The organism is Neorhizobium sp. S3-V5DH (assembly GCF_004343065.1).
Classification (GTDB): Bacteria; Pseudomonadota; Alphaproteobacteria; order Rhizobiales; family Rhizobiaceae; genus Neorhizobium; species Neorhizobium huautlense.
The window spans coordinates 1-16863 of sequence record NZ_SMCL01000003.1 but is presented as its reverse complement, the minus strand read 5'-3'; the positions used below and the strand labels follow the sequence as shown (position 1 = coordinate 16863).

The 16863-nt window shown below is 61.5% G+C and carries 14 protein-coding genes; 3 read left to right on the top strand and 11 right to left on the bottom strand.

The features are described from left to right. Window positions 1-96: 96 nt before the first annotated feature. The 6 genes from EDE09_RS06085 to EDE09_RS06060 all read right to left on the bottom strand — a co-directional run bounded on the left by EDE09_RS06085 (window position 97) and on the right by EDE09_RS06060 (window position 5358). Window positions 97-1392 carry an MFS transporter gene (locus EDE09_RS06085; protein WP_132409359.1) on the bottom strand — a complete coding sequence of 432 codons (1296 nt, stop codon included), beginning with the start codon at window positions 1390-1392 and terminating at the stop codon, window positions 97-99. Window positions 1393-1465: 73 nt separating this feature from the next. Then, complete coding sequence (locus tag EDE09_RS06080; RefSeq protein ID WP_132409357.1) at window positions 1466-1867, bottom strand: MarR family transcriptional regulator; 402 nt, start codon at window positions 1865-1867, stop codon at window positions 1466-1468. Window positions 1868-1912: 45 nt separating this feature from the next. Then, a complete protein-coding gene (locus tag EDE09_RS06075; RefSeq protein WP_132409355.1) occupies window positions 1913-2746 on the bottom strand; it encodes a metal ABC transporter permease in 834 nt (277 codons plus the stop codon). After that, the gene (locus EDE09_RS06070) at window positions 2743-3603 is read right to left on the bottom strand and encodes a metal ABC transporter permease (RefSeq protein ID WP_105371549.1); all 861 of its coding nucleotides are present in this window, start codon (window positions 3601-3603) and stop codon (window positions 2743-2745) included. Before EDE09_RS06070 ends, EDE09_RS06075 begins: the two co-directional genes overlap by 4 nt. After that, the gene (locus tag EDE09_RS06065; protein WP_105371595.1) at window positions 3584-4474 is read right to left on the bottom strand and encodes a manganese/iron ABC transporter ATP-binding protein; all 891 of its coding nucleotides are present in this window, start codon (window positions 4472-4474) and stop codon (window positions 3584-3586) included. The genes EDE09_RS06070 and EDE09_RS06065 overlap by 20 nt, the downstream gene beginning before the upstream one ends. Next, a complete protein-coding gene (locus EDE09_RS06060) occupies window positions 4474-5358 on the bottom strand; it encodes a metal ABC transporter substrate-binding protein (protein ID WP_132409353.1) in 885 nt (294 codons plus the stop codon). Before EDE09_RS06060 ends, EDE09_RS06065 begins: the two co-directional genes overlap by 1 nt. Before the next feature lie 253 nt (window positions 5359-5611). Here EDE09_RS06060 and EDE09_RS06055 point away from each other — a divergent pair, with 253 nt between their 5' ends. Further along, the gene (locus EDE09_RS06055) at window positions 5612-6811 is read left to right on the top strand and encodes a hypothetical protein (protein ID WP_207914811.1); all 1200 of its coding nucleotides are present in this window, start codon (window positions 5612-5614) and stop codon (window positions 6809-6811) included. A gap of 128 nt (window positions 6812-6939) precedes the next feature. Here EDE09_RS06055 and lysS read toward each other — a convergent pair whose 3' ends face one another. From lysS to EDE09_RS06030, 5 genes are all read right to left on the bottom strand, one after another. Beyond that, window positions 6940-8439, bottom strand: a complete 1500-nt coding sequence (lysS, locus tag EDE09_RS06050) for a lysine--tRNA ligase (RefSeq protein ID WP_132409351.1) — start codon at window positions 8437-8439, stop codon at window positions 6940-6942. A 175-nt stretch (window positions 8440-8614) separates the two neighbouring features. Further along, window positions 8615-10072, bottom strand: a complete 1458-nt coding sequence (gene gltX, locus EDE09_RS06045) for a glutamate--tRNA ligase (RefSeq protein ID WP_105371552.1) — start codon at window positions 10070-10072, stop codon at window positions 8615-8617. 116 nt (window positions 10073-10188) lie between these two features. Continuing rightward, window positions 10189-11961, bottom strand: a complete 1773-nt coding sequence (locus EDE09_RS06040; RefSeq protein WP_132409349.1) for an SLC13 family permease — start codon at window positions 11959-11961, stop codon at window positions 10189-10191. Window positions 11962-12214: 253 nt separating this feature from the next. After that, window positions 12215-12970, bottom strand: coding sequence for a TerC family protein (locus tag EDE09_RS06035; RefSeq protein WP_132409347.1), 756 nt, complete (start codon window positions 12968-12970; stop codon window positions 12215-12217). Window positions 12971-13064: 94 nt separating this feature from the next. Then, window positions 13065-13766 carry a TetR/AcrR family transcriptional regulator gene (locus tag EDE09_RS06030; protein WP_112799148.1) on the bottom strand — a complete coding sequence of 234 codons (702 nt, stop codon included), beginning with the start codon at window positions 13764-13766 and terminating at the stop codon, window positions 13065-13067. 133 nt (window positions 13767-13899) lie between these two features. On the opposite strand from EDE09_RS06030, the gene EDE09_RS06025 reads away from it, so the two are divergent. Both EDE09_RS06025 and EDE09_RS06020 read left to right on the top strand, forming a co-directional pair. Next, window positions 13900-15114 (top strand): HlyD family secretion protein, encoded by a 1215-nt coding sequence (locus tag EDE09_RS06025; RefSeq protein WP_105371555.1) that lies wholly within the window; start codon window positions 13900-13902, stop codon window positions 15112-15114. A gap of 19 nt (window positions 15115-15133) precedes the next feature. After that, a complete protein-coding gene (locus EDE09_RS06020; RefSeq protein WP_165924124.1) occupies window positions 15134-16714 on the top strand; it encodes a DHA2 family efflux MFS transporter permease subunit in 1581 nt (526 codons plus the stop codon). Window positions 16715-16863: the final 149 nt, after the last annotated feature.

Sequence of the window (16863 nt, the reverse complement as noted above, 5' to 3'; positions counted from 1 at the left end):
AAGTTCGACCATGTCAATATCCCGTGCGATCTGCATCTTGCAAATGCGGCTTCCCGGCGGCCATAGAGATTGGCCGCCGGGTGGATTATCTGTGGATTAGGCCGCTTGGGGCACCGGCATTGCCGAGCCGGGCTTCCGCAGCAAGAGAACCGAGACGGCGGCGATCATGCACATCACGCCGGCGATCTGAAGCGCGGGCATATAGGTGTTGAAGTCGCTCTTGAAGAAACCGGCGCCGAAGGCTGCGGTTGCCGCGCCGATCTGGTGTCCGGCGAATACCCAGCCGAAGACAAGGCCCGCCTTTTCCCGGCCGAACTTTTCGGCAGCGATCTTGACGGTCGGGGGCACGGTCGCCACCCAGTCGAGGCCGTAGAAGATCGCAAAGACCGACAGTTCCATGAAGCTGAAGCCCGAAAGCGACAGGTAGATCAAGGACAGGCCGCGCAGGCCGTAGAACCAGAAGAGCAGCCATCGGTTATCGTAGCGGTCGGAGAGCCAGCCAGCGAAGATCGTGCCGAAGAAATCGAAGATGCCGATGACGGCAAGCGTGCCCGCAGCCGTTACGGCAGCCATGCCGAAATCGCCGCAGATGGAGATCCAGTGCGTCTGGATGAGGCCGTTGGTCGACAGCCCGCAGACAAAGAACGTGCCGAACAGCACCCAGAAGGTGGCGCTGCCGGACGCCTCGCGAAGAGCCACGAGCGGCGAGACGAGCGTCGCCAGAAACTTGTGATCCTGCTTCGGCGCCTTCGACACCGCTGTATCGCCGTAGGCGGGCAGGCCCACGTCGGCGGGATAATCGCGCATCAGGAGAAGCACCAGCAGCATAGCCGCAGCGATGACGGCGACGGTGAGCGTGAGTGCCGCGCGCCAGCCATAGGCTTCGGTGATTGCGGCAAGGAGAGGCAGGAAGACGAGCTGACCGGTGGCATTGCTCGCCGTCATCAGGCCGACGACGAGGCCGCGGCGCTTGGAGAACCAGCGGGTTGCAACGGTGGCACCAAGCACCAGCGCCGTCATGCCGGTTCCAACGCCGATCACCACGCCCCATAGAGCCACGAGCTGCCAGACCTCGGTCATGAACAGGGAGACGACGAGGCCGCCCATGATCAGGGCGAGCGCGAAGGATACGACCTGCCGGACGCCGAAATGGTTCATGAAGGCGGCGGCGAAGGGGCCGAGCAGGCCGAAGAGGACGAGACGAACGGCCATGGCCGAGGAGATGTCGGCGATGTCCCAGCCAAATTCCTGGTGCAGCGGCTGGATCATCACGCCGGCCGAGCCCATGGCGCCGGCGGTCGCCAACATGGTCAGGAAGGTGGTGGCGGCGACCACCCATCCGTAGTGGAGGTTTCTGCCGGCCATCCATCGGGCGGCGCTGGTGGAGATCATGTAACTGTCCCTTTCCTGATCGTCGCCGCGGCTGCGGCGTTTTATGGGTATATGCCCGCTTTCGGGCAAGAAATCAGAGCTCTTTGAGCAGCTCCAGAAGCTGCTTGGTCTTCTCCGGGCCGAGCCGGTCTTCGATATCCTCCTGAACGCTATCCCACAGTGGCGCGCCTTCCTTCAGCAGGTCGCGGCCTTTTTCCGTCAGCGTCAGCATCGCTTCCCGCTGGTCCTCGCCATGGCCGATCGCAACCAGCCCCATGCGCTCCAGCACTTTCGTGTTGCGGCCGACCGTCGAGCGGTCGAGCTCGACCTTGCCGGCAAGCTCGGTGAGCGAGACCGGTTCCAGCCGTTTGATGTTACGCAGCAGGCTGAATTGACCGATATTCACCCCGAGCGGCGCCAGCGCCTCGTCGTAGTAAGACGAAACCTTTCGGGAGGCCTGGCGCAGCATGATGCAGTGGCAAGTGTCGTTAGGCATGGCTGCGGGTATATACCCGCGACGTGGGTTGCGCAAGGGCAAAGTTCAGACAGCGGCGCGCGGCGTCAGTGTGGTCTTGAGGAAGGCGATGATGAACAGCGCAGTCATCAGCAGCACAATGGTCGGGGCGGGGGCGCTGTCGATGAGGAAGCTCAGGTAGATGCCGCAGACTGAGGCCCCGACCGCGATCGCCACCGCCGTCAGCAGCATCGCCGTGAAGCGGCGGGTGAGCAGGAAGGCGATGGCGCCGGGCGCGACCAGCATGGCGACCGAAAGGATGATGCCCACCGCCTTCAGCGCGCCGACGACGGTCAGCGACAGCACCGCGAGCAATCCGTAATGCAGCAGGCGCGTCGGCAGGCCGATCGCCTTGGCATGCTGTTCATCGAAGGAATGGACCAGCAGGTCCTTGCGCAGGATCACAAGGAACAGGGTCGCGGCAAGCGAGATCAAGCCGGTTTCAACAAGGTCGGAGGGCAGGAGGCCGAGCATATCGCCGAAGAGGATGTGGTCGAGATGCACGTCGGACTGCACCTTCACATAAAGCACAAGCCCCAGCCCGAACATGCCGGAAAAGACGATGCCGAGGACCGTATCCTCCTTGATCCGGCTGTTCTCCTTCAAAAAGCCGGTGGCGAGCGCGCAGATCATGCCGGCCGCGAAGGCGCCGACGGAGAGCGGAATGGCGAGAATGTAGGCGACAACGACGCCCGGCAGCACCGCATGGGAGACGGCATCCCCCATCAGCGACCACCCCTTCAGCACCAGGAAGCAGGAGAGGATCGCCATCGGCACGGCAATCATCAGCGTCACGATGAAGGCCGATTGCATGAAGGGCAACTGGAAGGGCAGGATCGCCAGTTCTAGGATCTCGCTCATGCGGTTTCCTCCAGCGTCTTGCGCAGCCGCCTGCGGGCCGCGAGCATTCCGTGTTTCGGAGCGAACAGGAAGGCGGCGAGGAAAAGTGCTGTCTGCAGCACGACAATGATGCCGCCTGTCGCGCCGTCGAGGAAGTAGCTCAGATAGGCGCCGACGAAACTTGTTGCGGCGCCGATCACGAGCCCCATCAGGACGAGCCTGTCGAAACGGTCGGTCAGCAGATAGGCGGTTGCGCCGGGCGTCACGACCATGGCGATGACGAGGAAGGCGCCGACGGTCTGGAGTGCTGCGACGGTGGAAGCCGACAGCAATGTGAAGAACAGGATTTTCAGGAGGTCGGGTTTCAGGCCGATGGTGCGGGCATGGTTCTCGTCGAAGAAAGTCACCATCAGGTCCTTCCATTTCAGCGCCAAGATCGCAAGGCTGACGCCGCCGATGATGACGAGTTGGATCGTGTCCGCGGGTGTGATGGCGAGAATGTTGCCGAGCACGATCGTCTGGATATTCACCGAAGTCGGCGACAGTGACACCATGAAGAGGCCGAGACCGAAAAAGGAGGTGAAGATCAGGCCGATGATGGCGTCCTCCTTCAACCGCGTGCGCTGGTTGAGGAAGAGCATCGCGCCCGCCGCCAGTCCGCCCGACAGGAAGGCGCCGATCGAGAAGGGCAGGCCGAGCATGTAGGCTCCTGCCACGCCGGGCACGATAGAATGGGAAAGCGCATCGCCGATCAGCGACCAGCCTTTCAGCATCAGGTAGGCGGAGAGGAAGCCGCAGACGCCTCCAACCAGCGCGCTGACCCAGATGGCGTTCAGCATATAGCCATAGGTGAAGGGCTCAAGGAGCGTCTGGAGCATCTGTCTTCACCGAAGCCTTTTGTTGGCCGTTGCCGTAGGTCACGAAGGGCCGTTCGTCGTCGCTGATAACCTTGACCCTGCGTTCGTCGGCATCGTCGTGGAGATCGGAGCCGCCGAGGATGAAGTGGCGCAGCACGCCGCCGAAGGCCAGTTCCAGATTGGCTTCCGTGAACGTGTCCTCGGTCTTTCCATAGGCGAGCACTGTGCCCTTCACGAAGACGGTGCGGTCGCAGAAGTCCGGCACGCTGCCGAGATTGTGGGTCGAGACCAGCATGACGCGGCCTTCGTCGCGCAGGGCCCGCAGAAGTTCGACGATCTGTTCCTCGGTCGTCACATCCACACCGGTAAAAGGCTCGTCGAGCAGGATCACCTGTCCCTCCTGCGCGAGCGCCCGGGCGAGGAAGACGCGCTTCCTCTGTCCGCCGGAGAGTTCACCAATCTGGCGCTTGCGGTAGTCCTCCATGTTCACCCGCTGCAGAGCGCGGGTAACCATGTCGTGGTCGTGGCGCGAGGGGATCCTCAGAAAATTCATGTGGCCGTAGCGGCCCATCATCACCACGTCCTCGACAAGCACCGGGAAGTTCCAGTCCACCTCTTCGGCCTGCGGCACATAGGCGACGAGGTTCTTGCGGAGCGCTTCCCGGGCGGGCATCCCGAGAATTTCGACGGAACCTTCGGTGAGCGTGACGAAGCCCATGATCGCCTTGAAGAGGGTGGACTTGCCGGCGCCATTGACGCCGACCAGTGCCGTGATGGTGCCCTTCGGCACGACGAAGCTCGCATGCCTGAGCGCAGTCAACCCGTTGCGATAGGCGACAGTGACGTTGTCCAGTTTCAGTCCGGCGCTTGTCGGCGCCGTCTTGCCCATCATCATTGCGAAAGACCTTTTGCGATTGTTTCGGTGGTCACTCGAAGTAGGTCGAGATAGGTCGGCACCGGTCCGCCTTCCTCGCTAAGCGAGTCGACATAGAGGACGCCCGCATATGTCGCGCCGGTTTCGGAGGCGATCTGCTTCGCCGGCTTGTCGGACACCGTGCTTTCGCTGAAAATGACCTTGATCTGATGCTCGCGCATCGCGTCGATGACTTCGCGCACCTGCTGCGGCGTGCCCTGGCTGTCGGCATTCACCGGCCAGAGATAGAGTTCCTTGAGGCCGAAATCGCGGGCGAGATAGGAAAAGGCCCCTTCGCTCGTCACCAGCCAGCGGTGATCTTCCGGCAGTTTGCCAAGTATATCGCGGATCGGCTGGACCGCAGCCCGGATCTTGTCCGTATAAGCCTTGGCATTGGCGGCATAGGTGTCGGCATGCGCCGGATCGATTTCGGAAAGACCCTTGCGGATGTTCTCGACATAGATCACCGCGTTTTCCGGCGACATCCAGGCATGCGGGTTCGGTTTGCCCTGATAGGCGCCTCCGGCGATCGCCATCGGCTCGACGCCATCGGAGACCGTAACGCTCGGCACCTTGCCGAGATTGGCGAGGAATTTTTCGAACCATTGCTCGAGGTTCAGTCCGTTGCGAAGAACGAGGTCCGCGTCGCGGGCGCGCAGAATATCTCGCGGGGTCGGCTGGTAGTTGTGAATCTCGGCGCCCGCCTTGGTGATGCTTTCCACGTCGGCTGCATTGCCCGCGACGTTCTTTGCCATGTCGGCGATGACGGTGAAGGTGGTCACGACCTTCGGCTTTTCCTGCGCATTGGCAAACGCGGGCACCGCCAGAACGGCTGCGATGAGGAGGAATTTTCGGAAAGACATGCGGCGACGGATCCCTAGCTGCAATTCATTCGCAATCTAACCTAGTCGGGATTTTGCTTCTGTCAATGCTATTGCAAATCATTTGCAACTAGACATGTGGTTGAGCGATGGAAAAGGCAGGGCCGGTTTCGGATGATCGGTCGAAACATCCGCGCGGGCTTAAAGCTTCTTCAAGGAGAATGACCGATTATGCCGCCGATATTCCCTCGGTTGTTTTGCGTAAAGTGGGGTTGACCATGCCGGAGTTCGGCAAGTGAAGGGCCTGGCGTTCCGGGTCTCGAAAAAGCTCATCCTGATCATGGGCGGCATTGTCGTGCTGGGTGGCGGCAGCGGCGCGGCAGCGGTCTTCGTTGGTGCGGACAAGCTTCTCGGCCCGTCCTATCTGGAGATGAACGGGTTCGAATGCACTGCTCTGGAGACGATCAAGATCAAGCGCGACCAGCGCTATTGGGTCCGCAAATACGTTACCACCGAAGAAGCGGGCGACGGCATGGCGCGTATCCGCACGGCGCTCCGGGTCGCCCGCGCGGTGCAGGAAAAGGAGAAGGCGGATCTCGTCCAGGTGGCGCTGATCGACAAGGCCGGCCCGACGGACCGAGCCTTGATGCGCGGCCGGATGATCGGCGCGCAGGTCATCTATATTCCTGATCCCGGCAAGATGCCGAAGGGGACTGCCGCGGCGGTCTACTCCGCCTATTATCTCGACGGTTCGGCCAATGCCAGCGGCGAATATTACGGCATGCGCATCGACCTGCCGGCCGAAGATGTCGAGGCGGTCACGGCGCGGCTGACCGATCATGCCGATTGCGTCGAACCTGCGGCTGCGGTTCCGGAGGGCGCGCATGGCGCACCTGCCGGCGGGCACGGCGAGACGTCAGGCGGCCACGGTGAAAGCAGTGGCGGACATGGCGAAGAACCGGCGGCCGAAGGCCACGGAGCTCCCGCCGAAGGGCATGGGGACGAGGTCGCAGCCAAGGATGGCGGTGGTTTGCTGGGTTCCATAAGCGGCATGATCTTCGGTTCCGGCGAGAAGGCGCCGCCGGCGGAAGGTCATGTTACAGAAGCTGCGGACCACGCGCCGGTTCCGGCCGATGGTCATGGGGCGCCTGCAGACAACCACGCGGCAGCCGAGGATCACGGCGATCAGGCCTCTGCCCCGGCTGCAAAGCCAGGCCCGCACGAGCCCGCTCCGGAGCCGAGGACTGCGGCAGAAGGCGGCAAGCGTTGGTCGAAGGCGACCGGTGCGGATGAAAAACGGGCAGAAACCGTGCATGGCGAAGCGGCCCCGCAGCCGACCGGCGGAAAAATGGATGCCGATGCGGCAGGCGCTGCCTGGCTTGCCAAGATGCGCGGTGAAGAGGGCCAGCAGCCGGTGAAAGGCAAGGAACCGGGTCAAGTTCCGCCCGCTGCAGCCAAGCCGGACGAGGAAGCGTCCGTAAAGCCGGCGCATTGAATTTGGAGGGGATCCCTCCCTTGCGATTTCCCTGCAAGAGGAGAGGCTATAAAATCCATGGTCTTAGCTGAAGCTAAGACCATGGATTTCGTTGGTAAGGCTTGCCTATCCGAAATCAGCAGAGCTGCTCAATCCGCCTTCGCGCGGCGCGCCGGGAAGAGGATCACGTCGCGGATGGATGGCGAATCCGTCAACAGCATGACAAGACGGTCGACGCCGATGCCCAAGCCGCCGGCGGGCGGCATGCCCTGATCCATCGCGTCGAGGAATTCGTCGTCCAGCTGCTTGTCCTTCTCGCCGCGGGCATGTGCCTGCTCGAGCTGCTCCACCATGCGCCGGCGCTGCTCTTCCGGATCGTTGAGTTCGGAAAACGCGTTGCCGAGCTCCCAGGTATTGCAATAGGTCTCGAAGCGCTCGACGAGGCGCGGTTCGCCCGGCACTTCCTTGGCAAACGGCGAGATGTCCTTCGGAAAATGGGTGACGTGGCTCGGCTGGATCAGCGTCGGCTCGACCTTTTCCTCGAAGATGAAAGCGAGGCATTCGCCCCAGGTCCAGTCCTTCTCCACCTCGAAGCCGGCGGCTTGTGCCGCGGCGCGGGCTTCCTCGTCGGTCTTGATCGACAGAAAGTCGATGCCGGTCGCTTGCTTGACGGCGTCGGGCATGGACACGCGCTTGAATGGGCCCTTGAACGAAAGCTCCTTGTCCTGGAACTTGAACTCGGTCGAGCCGTGGATGCTCAAGGCGAGCGTCTGGAACATGCGCTCCACGAGATCCATCATGTCTTCGTAGTCGGCATAGGCCCAGTAGCATTCCATCATCGTGAATTCGGGATTATGGCGGGTCGAGACGCCTTCGTTCCTAAAGTTGCGGTTGATCTCGAACACCTTGTCGGTGAGGCCCGAGACCAGCGTGCGCTTCAGATACAGTTCCGGCGCGATGCGCAGATACATGTCGAGCTTCAGCGTGTTGTGATGCGTCTTGAACGGTTCGGCGGTGGCCCCGCCGTAGATCGCCTGCAGCATCGGCGTCTCGACTTCCATGAAGCCATCGTTTTCCATGAAGCGGCGGATGCCGGACACGATCTTCGAACGCTGCTGGAAACGAAGCTTGGATTCTTCGTTGGTCATGATGTCGAGATGGCGCTTGCGGTAGCGCAGCTCGATATCGGAGAGGCCATGCCACTTTTCCGGCATTGGCAGCAGCGACTTGGTGAGCATGATGATCGACTGGGCGTTGATCGTCAGCTCGCCCCGCTTGGTGCGGCGCACGACGCCGGTCACCCCGACGATGTCGCCGATATCGATAAGCGACAGAAGCGCACGGGCATCCTCCGGGGTGGTGTCCTTGTGCGAGAAGATCTGCACCTTGCCCGAAGCGTCATGGATATCCATGAACATGCCAGAATTGCGCGAGGAATAGACACGGCCGGCAACGGTGACGATATCCTGCGTTTCCACGTCCGCCTCGAGGTTCTTGTATTTCTCGGCGAGCTCCGCATTCGTCAGCGTCCGGTGGAAATGCGCCGGATAGACGTCGCCGACCTTGTCGCGAAGGATGGCGAGCTTCTGGGCGCGCACCTGCGTCGCGTCGGAGGAGAGGGCGGTTTCAGTCGTGTTATTGTCGGTCATCGTGTTTGCCTTTTCGGCGATATCGCCGCAGATCAATTTGCTATGCGGAGCCTTTGGCCCCCTCACCCCACCCTCTCCCCGAGGGGAGAGGGAAATTAGAGTATGCCGCCGGTGCCGCAACTTTCTTCTCCCCCTCGGGGAGAAGGTGCCGGCAGGCGGATGAGGGGGCTGCGGACTAGGCCGCGCTTCCCACCATCGAAGCCACCACCGTGGCGGCGATCTTCAGGCGCTGGCGCACCACTGATCGGCCGAGCAGCGCCATGGAGTCAAACAGCGGCAGCGAGCGGGACGAACCCGAGACGGCGACGAAAAGCGGCGGCGTGACGACGCGCAGCTTCTTGCCGAGCTTGTCGGAGATTGCGCGCAGCTCCGCATCGATCGACTCGACGTTCCATTCGATCATCTTTTCGAGATCGGCCTGGACCGTCTGCAGGATTTCAAGCGTCTCGGCCGGGTTGGTCTTGAGGCCGGCGAAGGAGGCGGGCGTCAGGCCGACATCGTTGGAAAGCAGGAAGCCGGCGAGGCCCGGCAGTTCGCCGAGCTTCGAGATCCGGCTCTGGGAGAGCTTCAGGCCTTCCGTCAGGCGGCTGTTTTCCGAGGCCCATTCGAGCGTGCGGGCAATAAAGTCTTCCGGCGAAAGCTTCTCGCGGATCCAGCGGCCGTTCAGCCAGTCGAGTTTCTGGATGTCGAAGATCGCGCCGGCCTTCGAAAGGTTGTCCGGATCGAACTTTGCCGTCAGCTCGTCCATGGTCAGCATTTCTTCGCCTTCCGGGATCTGCACGAAGAACAGACCGAGGAAGTTCATCAGTGCTTCCGGCAGGTAACCGAGCGCGGAATAATAGGAGATCGAGGTCGGGTTCTTGCGCTTCGACAGCTTCGACTTGTCGGCATTTCGCATCAGCGAGAGATGCATGAAGACCGGCTGCTCCCAACCGAAATAGCGATAGAGCAGGATGTGCTTCGGCACGGACGCCAGCCATTCCTCGCCGCGTGCCACATGGGTGATCTTCATCAGGTGGTCGTCGATGACATTCGCCATATGATAGGTCGGCATGCCGTCGCCCTTGATCAGCACCTGCATATCGACCGAATCCCATGGGATCGACACGTCGCCGTAGACGCCGTCGTGGAAATCGCAGGAACCTTCCGTAGGGATCTTCATGCGGATGACCGAGCTTTCGCCCGCCGCCATCTTGGCGGTCACTTCTTCTGCGGTCAGATTGAGGCAGAGGCCGTCGTATTTCGGCGGCTTGCCGGCGGCGCGCTGGGCCTCGCGCATCTGTTCGAGGCGTTCCGGCGTGCAGAAGCAGCGGAAGGCATGGCCCTTGTTCAGAAGCTCCTGGCCGTAGGGCTGATACATCGCCTTGCGGTCCGACTGGCGGTAGGGGCCGTAGGGGCCGCCGACATCCGGACCTTCAGACCAGCTGAGGCCGGTCCATTTCAGTGCATCCAGCACCTTCTGTTCGAATTCCAGCGTCGAGCGCGTCGCATCGGTATCTTCAATGCGGAGAATGAACGTACCGCCGTGCTTTTTGGCGAAGAGGTAGTTGAAGAGAGCGATATAGGCGGTGCCGACATGCGGCTCGCCGGTGGGCGAGGGGGCGATGCGGACGCGGGGGCCGGTGATTGTCATGAATACTGCTCGATCTTTGCGCCTTCAGCGGCGCGAACCTGCTTATCGGGACTAAGGATTTGAGGCAGGCCTTAGCGCATATTCAGCCGCAGGCGTCAAGGTTCTTGGCCGCAATCCTACCTCACGGGCCAGACATAGAGCAGCGCCGGGACGCTGACGAGGACGATCAGGAACGAAAGCGGCAGGCCAAGGCGCGGATAGTCGGAGAACCGGTAGCCGCCGGGGCCGAAGACCAGCGTGTTGCACTGGTGGCCGACGGGTGTCAGGAAATCGCAACCGGCGCCGATCGCCACCGCCATCAGGAAAGCCTCGGGCCTGAAACCGAGATTGGTCGCGAAGCTCGCGGCGATCGGTCCCATGACGAGTACCGTCGCGGCATTGTTCAGGAAGGGTGTGACGGCCATGGCCGTGATGGTGATCAGCGCCAGCGCCCCCCATGCTGGCAGGCTTGCCGCCACACCGCCGAGCCAGCCGGCGATCAGTTCGCTGCCGCCCGTGGTCCGCAGCGAATCCGACACGGGGATCAGGGCTGCCAGCATAACGAGGATCGGTCCGTCGACCGCCTTGTAGAAGTCCGCAAGCGGTATGGCGCGAAACACGACCATGCCTAATGCTGCTGCGAAGAACGCGACGGGCACGGGAGCGATACCCACCGCGGTCGCCGCCATGGCGAGCGCCAGGATGATCAGAGGCACGAACGCGCGCCGGTGGGTGCCGAGCAGAATTTCGCGCTGGGCAAGCGGCAACAGGGAAAAGTCCTGCAGCACGCCGGGCAGGTTCTTGCGGCTTCCTTGCAGTACCAGCACATCGCCGGCCATCAGCGTCAGGTTCCCCAGCCGTTCCTTGAGCCGCTCGCCGCGGCGGCTGATCGCCAGGAGATTGACGCCGCGCGTGTAGGATAGGGCCAGTTCCTTGGCGGAAAGCCCCCTCAGCGTCGATTCCTGGCTGATGACGGCCTCGACGGAAATCACATCCGGGCGGGCCTGGCCCTTGCCGCTCAGCGGTTTGCCAGAAAGTTTCAATCGACCGCTGGAGACGATCCGGTCGAGCTCGTTCGAGGGACCCTCGAGCAATACGGCGTCGCCCTCGCGCAACTGGAGATCGGGAAACGGCGACATGCGGGCCGTGCCGCGCAGAACGGCCGTGGCGATGACCTCGCCGTCGCCCAGCTTCAGCAGATCGCTGATCGGCTTGCCGAGCACGGCGGATTGCGCAGTGACCGATACTTCCGAGGTGTAGTTCTTGATCTCTATCGCTTCTTCGATCGAGTTGTTCTGCTTCGTCCGGCTGGGCACCAGCCAATGGAAGAAGAGCAGGAAGGTGATGCCGACGACGGTCAGCAGCGCACCCATCGGCGTAAAGTCGAACATGGTGAAGGAACTGCCGGTGAGTTCCTGCCTCAGCCTCGAGACGACGATGTTCGGCGAGGTGCCGATCTGCGTCATCAACCCTCCGAGAAGAGCCGCAAAAGCCATCGGCATCAGGTATTTCGAAGGCGATGCGCCGGATTTCTTGGAGAACTGGAAGGCGACCGGCATCATGATAGCCAAGGCGCCGATATTCTTGATGAAGGCGGAAAGCAGTGCCACCGCGATCATCAGCAGCGCCAGCTGGGTGTGCAGCGTGTTGAGGTTCGGGAAAAATTTCTTGACCGCCATGTCGACGATGCCCGAGCGGGCGACGCCGGCGCTGACGACGAGTGCGCTGCCGACGATGATGACGATATCGTCCGAGAAGCCGGAAAATGCCTTGTCGACCGGCACGACGCCCAGTGCCACCGCCAGCACCAGTGCACAACAGGCGACGACGTCGTAACGGAACCGATCCCAGATGAAGACCGCCATCATGACGGCGATCAGGGTGAAGGCGAGGATCTGCTGTGTGGTCATGCGGCTCCGCAGCTTTGAGAGGTCGGCGAATGAGTTTCCGCTTTTGGAGGAAATCGCCGCTCCGAGGTAGCGCATCAATTCCGCCGGCAGTCCAAAGTTCCGATAAAGCAGGTTCGAATGCTAAACAACCCTGGAGCAGGATATTGCTCCGCAGGGGGTGCCGCATGGAGACAGTCTCGCCGGGGGGGCACAATCGTATACCGCGGGCAAACGAAAAAGGGCGCCGCGGGCGCCCTTTTCATATTCTCCGGTCTCAGTGCAGCGTTTGCTGCCCCGCCTTCTTCTTCCGGCGGGCGTTGCGGGCGATCATGTTCAGGATTTCGACCAGCGCCGAGAAGGCCATGGCCGAATAGACGTAGCCCTTTGGCACGTGGAAGCCCATGCCGTCGGCGATCAGCGTCGTGCCGATCATCAACAGGAAACCGAGCGCGAGCATCACGATCGTCGGGTTCCTCTCGATGAAATTGGCGAGCGGAGTTGCGGCCACCAGCATCACGGTCACGGCCGCGATCACCGCGACGATCATGATCGGCAGATGTTCGGTCATGCCGACGGCCGTGATGATGCTGTCGATCGAGAAGACCAGGTCCAGGAGGAGAATCTGCCCGATGGCAGCTGCAAAAGACATGCTGGCCGCGCCGCCAACCATATCCTCCTTGTGATCCTCCGGATCGACGTTGTGGTGGATTTCCTTCGTCGCCTTCCAGACGAGGAAGAGGCCACCGGCGATGAGGATGATATCTTTCCAGGAAAAGGGGTGGCCAAAAAGCTCAAACAGCGGATTGGTGAGCTGGACGATCCAGGCGATCGTACCGAGCAAAGCAAGGCGCATGATGAGCGCCAGGCCGATGCCGATCTTGCGAGCTCGGTCGCGGTGCTCAGGAGGCAGCTTGTTGGTGAGGATGGAAATGAAAATCAGGTTGTCGATGCCGAGCACGACTTCCATGACCACAAGTGTAACGAGCGCTACCCAGGCCGCCGGGTCTGCTACAAGCGCTGCAATGTCCATCCAATCTTCCCTTTCAATCGCAAAACACAATCGCCTGCCGATTTAAGGATCGGCAGCGGGAAGACAAGAGGCGGTCACGCGACGACCGCCAAAATCAGGCGTGTTCCGCCTCTTTTGCGATCACGGATGTGTCATGAACGCCATAGGCGGCCATGAAGACCTTGATGGCGCCCTTTACGACCTCGTCGATTTCCGACTGCGGGGGAACGTCGCAGAGATCGCCGAACAGCCTCAGCTTGAAGAAGGTGCCGCTTGTCATGTCGATGAACTGGCGCGCAGCCAGATCGCTATGCTCGACGTTCAGATTGCCCAGCGCTACGTGCCGCCTGATGAAATCGTCGAGCACGGTGCGGACGTTCATCGAAGGCGAATTGAAGAACTGCCGACAGAGGCTCGGCATGCGGTCGACGACACCGATCACGGTTCGCATGGCGTTGATCACCTGCAAGGAGGTGATATGCGCAACGAAGTTTATTCCGAATCGGTAGAGTCCTACTTCGACCTCCTCGCTGCCGGCGAGAATATCGCGCATCCGTAGCGTGACGCGTTCCTTCTCCCGAGCGACGAGTGCCGCGAACAGATCTTCCTTGTTCTGGAAATAGACGTAGATCGTGCCCTTCGACACCCCCGCCTCGCGGGTGATATCGTTCATGCTCGCCGCGTCGAAGCCGAGCTTCATGAAGACGCGGCTTGCGCCGTCGATGATCTGCTCCCGTTTCGCGGGGTCTTCCCCTGCCGCGAAACGTCCGGCTGCAACCGGATCGGATTTCTCCTGCTTCCTTGTCTGTCTGGCCATTGGATGCCTTTTTTAACCTTTTCGAACCGAGCGGTTCGATTGCCCTTGATATGTGTCATCGAAAGGTCTATGTCAAGCTCACTGAACCGAGCGGTTCGATGAAATGCTGAACTCCCATTGACGGTATACGAACATGACGGCCTCTCAAAATGGCGGCGCATTGCGCGCCGTAACGACGGATAACATTGGCACCAGCGAAGCCGAAGCCCGCAACGAGCGGCCGACAACCGAGCAGCCTGCGGCGGAAGCGATCGCTGCGCCGGCCGCCGCGAAGGCGCCTGAAAAGAAGAAGCGGCGTGGATTTCTGTTGCCGGTCATTGCGCTTGCCCTCCTCGGCGGCGCCGGATGGTATGGTTACAACTGGTGGACGGACGGTCGGTTCCTCGTTTCGACCGATGATGCCTATGTGGAAGGCAACCTTGCCGTCATTTCTCCCAAGGTCTCCGGTTATGTTGCGAAAGTAAACGTCGTCGAAAACCAGTCCGTCAAGGCCGGCGATCCGCTCGTCACGCTTGATGACGGGGATTATAAGCTTGCGCTCCAAAAAGCAGAAGCGGCGATCGAATCCGCCAATCTCGCAATCTCCCGCATCGACGCCCAGATCGTCGGCGGGCGGGCCGCTCTTGAACAGTCCAAGGCGCAGCAAGGAGCGCTTGAGGCGGCGGTACGCGGCGCCGAGATTACCCAGAAGCGGGCAAGCGAGCTCGCCGCGAAATCCGTAGGCACCACCGCCGACCTCGACAATGCAAAGATCGCGCTCGAACAGGCCCGCGCCAATCTCGTCGCCGGGCAGGCCGCCGTCGCCTCCGCCGAGGCGAATATTGGCCTCCTGCAGGCGCAGCGCAAGGAAGCGGTCAATACGGTCCGCACCCAGGAACTCGCCCGCGACCAGGCAGCCCGCGATCTCAGTTTCACCGTGCTCAAGGCGCCTTATGATGGCGTGATCGGCAATCTCGCGGTCCAGACCGGCGATCTGGTTTCGGCCGGCAAGCGGCTTGCCTCGCTCGTACCGCTCACCGAACTCTACATTGAAGCCAACTTCAAGGAAACCCAGATCGGTCACCTCGAACCGGGCTCGAAAGTGCGCGTGCATGTCGATGCCTATGAGGACCAGCCGATCGTCGGCACTGTCGAATCCATCGCGCCAGCGTCAGGAGCGGTTTTCTCGATGCTGCCGCCTGAAAATGCCACGGGCAACTTTACCAAGGTCGTCCAGCGCGTACCGGTTCGCATCTCGATCCCGAAGGAGGATCTGGAGCGCGAACATCTGCGCGCGGGATTGAGCGTCGTTGTCGATGTCGACACGCGCACCGCGCCGGACAACACCACCGTGGCAGCGGCCAAGTAACCCATCAAGGAGAACGGCCATGGCTACAGCAACGGCCGCGGCGGGTGTCATGCCCGCCGACCAACCTATGGACAGGCGCAAGCTCATCGCCTTTTTCGCGATGGTCTTCGGCATGTTCATGTCGATCCTCGACATCCAGATCGTCTCGGCATCGCTGTCTGAAATCCAGGCGGGCCTGTCGGCCGGTTCGGACGAGGTCGCCTGGGTGCAGACATCCTATCTGATCGCCGAAGTGATCATGATCCCGCTGTCGGGAACGCTCGCCCGCATTCTCTCGACGCGCGTACTCTTTTCCATCTGTGCCGGCGGCTTCACGATCGCCAGCGTGCTCTGCGCCACCGCCACGAATATCGAGCAGATGATCGTCTACCGGGCGCTGCAGGGCTTCATCGGTGGCGGCATGATCCCTTCCGTCTTCGCCGCTGCCTTTACGATCTTCCCCCCCTCGAAGCGCAGCATCGTGTCGCCGATCATCGGCCTCGTCGCGACACTGGCTCCGACCATCGGACCAACGGTCGGCGGTTATCTCTCCCATGCCTTCTCCTGGCACTGGCTCTTTCTCGTCAACGTCATTCCGGGCATCCTGGTAACTGCCGTCGCCTGGAGCATGATCGATTTCGACAAGCCGCAGATGCAGCTCTGGAAGAAGTTCGACTGGTGGGGGCTTGCCTCCATGGCGATTTTCCTCGGCTCGCTGGAATACGTCCTGGAGGAGGGCAACAACAAGGACTGGTTCAGCGACGAACATATCGTCATGGGCACGGTGTTCATCGTCCTAGGGGCGGTGGTGTTCTTCTGGCGCGCCTTCAAGATCGAATTCCCGGTGGTCGATCTCAGGGCCTTCGGCAATGCCAATTTCGCCTTCGGCTCGCTCTTTTCATTCGTCATGGGCGTCGGCCTTTACGGCCTGACCTATCTCTATCCCCTCTATCTCGGCCGCATCCGGGGCTATGACTCGCTGATGATCGGCGAAACCATGTTCGTCTCCGGCATTGCGATGTTCGTTTCCGCTCCGATCGTCGGGCGCCTGACGAACGTTCTCGACCTTCGGGTGATGATGGCGATCGGCTTCGGCGGCTTCGCACTCGGCACCTGGCTGCTGACGGGTATCACGGCGGACTGGGATTTCTACGAGTTGCTCCTGCCGCAGATCCTGCGCGGCGCGTCGATGATGATGTGCATGGTGCCGATCAACAATATCGCGCTCGGCACGCTGCATCCCTCGCGCATCCAGGGTGCTTCCGGCCTGTTCAACCTGACGCGAAATCTCGGCGGTGCCGTTGGCCTGGCGATCATCAACACCATGCTGACCCAGCGTTCCGACGCGCATTACCAGCGGTTGGCCGAACACGTGAACTACGCCAATCCGGCAGCTCTCGACTGGCTGGAGAGCGTTGGCGCCAACTTCAATTCCTACGGACTCGACGGCAGTTCTGCGGCGCTTCAGAAGATTTCCGGGATCATCACCCAGCAATCCTGGCTGCTTTCCTTCATGGACGTTTTCCTGTTGCTCACCGGCCTTTTTGCCAGCTTGATCTTTTTCGTCTTCCTGATTGCCAAACCCGCGGCGCCTGCCGGCGCCGGAGGCGGAGGCCACTAGGTTCCAGAGATTCCACCGCCGGAAAGGGCCGCCGCGCAAGCGACGGCCTTTTTCGTTGTGCGCCCAGCATGGGCGCATTCTTGTGGGTGGAAGTCCCACCGTAAGCTGGTCATGGCGAGCGAAGTGAAGCGCAACTGCGGAAGGGCGAC

What these genes read in the sequence shown, in the direction of transcription:
- EDE09_RS06080 (WP_132409357.1), bottom strand. Translation starts at nt 1,867, where the DNA reads ATGCCTAACGACACTTGCCACTGCATCATGCTGCGCCAGGCCTCCCGA.
- EDE09_RS06025 (WP_105371555.1), top strand. Translation starts at nt 13,900, where the DNA reads ATGACGGCCTCTCAAAATGGCGGCGCATTGCGCGCCGTAACGACGGAT.
- EDE09_RS06030 (WP_112799148.1), bottom strand. Translation starts at nt 13,766, where the DNA reads ATGGCCAGACAGACAAGGAAGCAGGAGAAATCCGATCCGGTTGCAGCC.
- EDE09_RS06075 (WP_132409355.1), bottom strand. Translation starts at nt 2,746, where the DNA reads ATGAGCGAGATCCTAGAACTGGCGATCCTGCCCTTCCAGTTGCCCTTC.
- EDE09_RS06085 (WP_132409359.1), bottom strand. Translation starts at nt 1,392, where the DNA reads ATGATCTCCACCAGCGCCGCCCGATGGATGGCCGGCAGAAACCTCCAC.
- lysS (WP_132409351.1), bottom strand. Translation starts at nt 8,439, where the DNA reads ATGACCGACAATAACACGACTGAAACCGCCCTCTCCTCCGACGCGACG.
- EDE09_RS06070 (WP_105371549.1), bottom strand. Translation starts at nt 3,603, where the DNA reads ATGCTCCAGACGCTCCTTGAGCCCTTCACCTATGGCTATATGCTGAAC.
- EDE09_RS06040 (WP_132409349.1), bottom strand. Translation starts at nt 11,961, where the DNA reads ATGACCACACAGCAGATCCTCGCCTTCACCCTGATCGCCGTCATGATG.
- EDE09_RS06060 (WP_132409353.1), bottom strand. Translation starts at nt 5,358, where the DNA reads ATGTCTTTCCGAAAATTCCTCCTCATCGCAGCCGTTCTGGCGGTGCCC.
- gltX (WP_105371552.1), bottom strand. Translation starts at nt 10,072, where the DNA reads ATGACAATCACCGGCCCCCGCGTCCGCATCGCCCCCTCGCCCACCGGC.
- EDE09_RS06020 (WP_165924124.1), top strand. Translation starts at nt 15,134, where the DNA reads ATGGCTACAGCAACGGCCGCGGCGGGTGTCATGCCCGCCGACCAACCT.
- EDE09_RS06035 (WP_132409347.1), bottom strand. Translation starts at nt 12,970, where the DNA reads ATGGACATTGCAGCGCTTGTAGCAGACCCGGCGGCCTGGGTAGCGCTC.
- EDE09_RS06065 (WP_105371595.1), bottom strand. Translation starts at nt 4,474, where the DNA reads ATGATGGGCAAGACGGCGCCGACAAGCGCCGGACTGAAACTGGACAAC.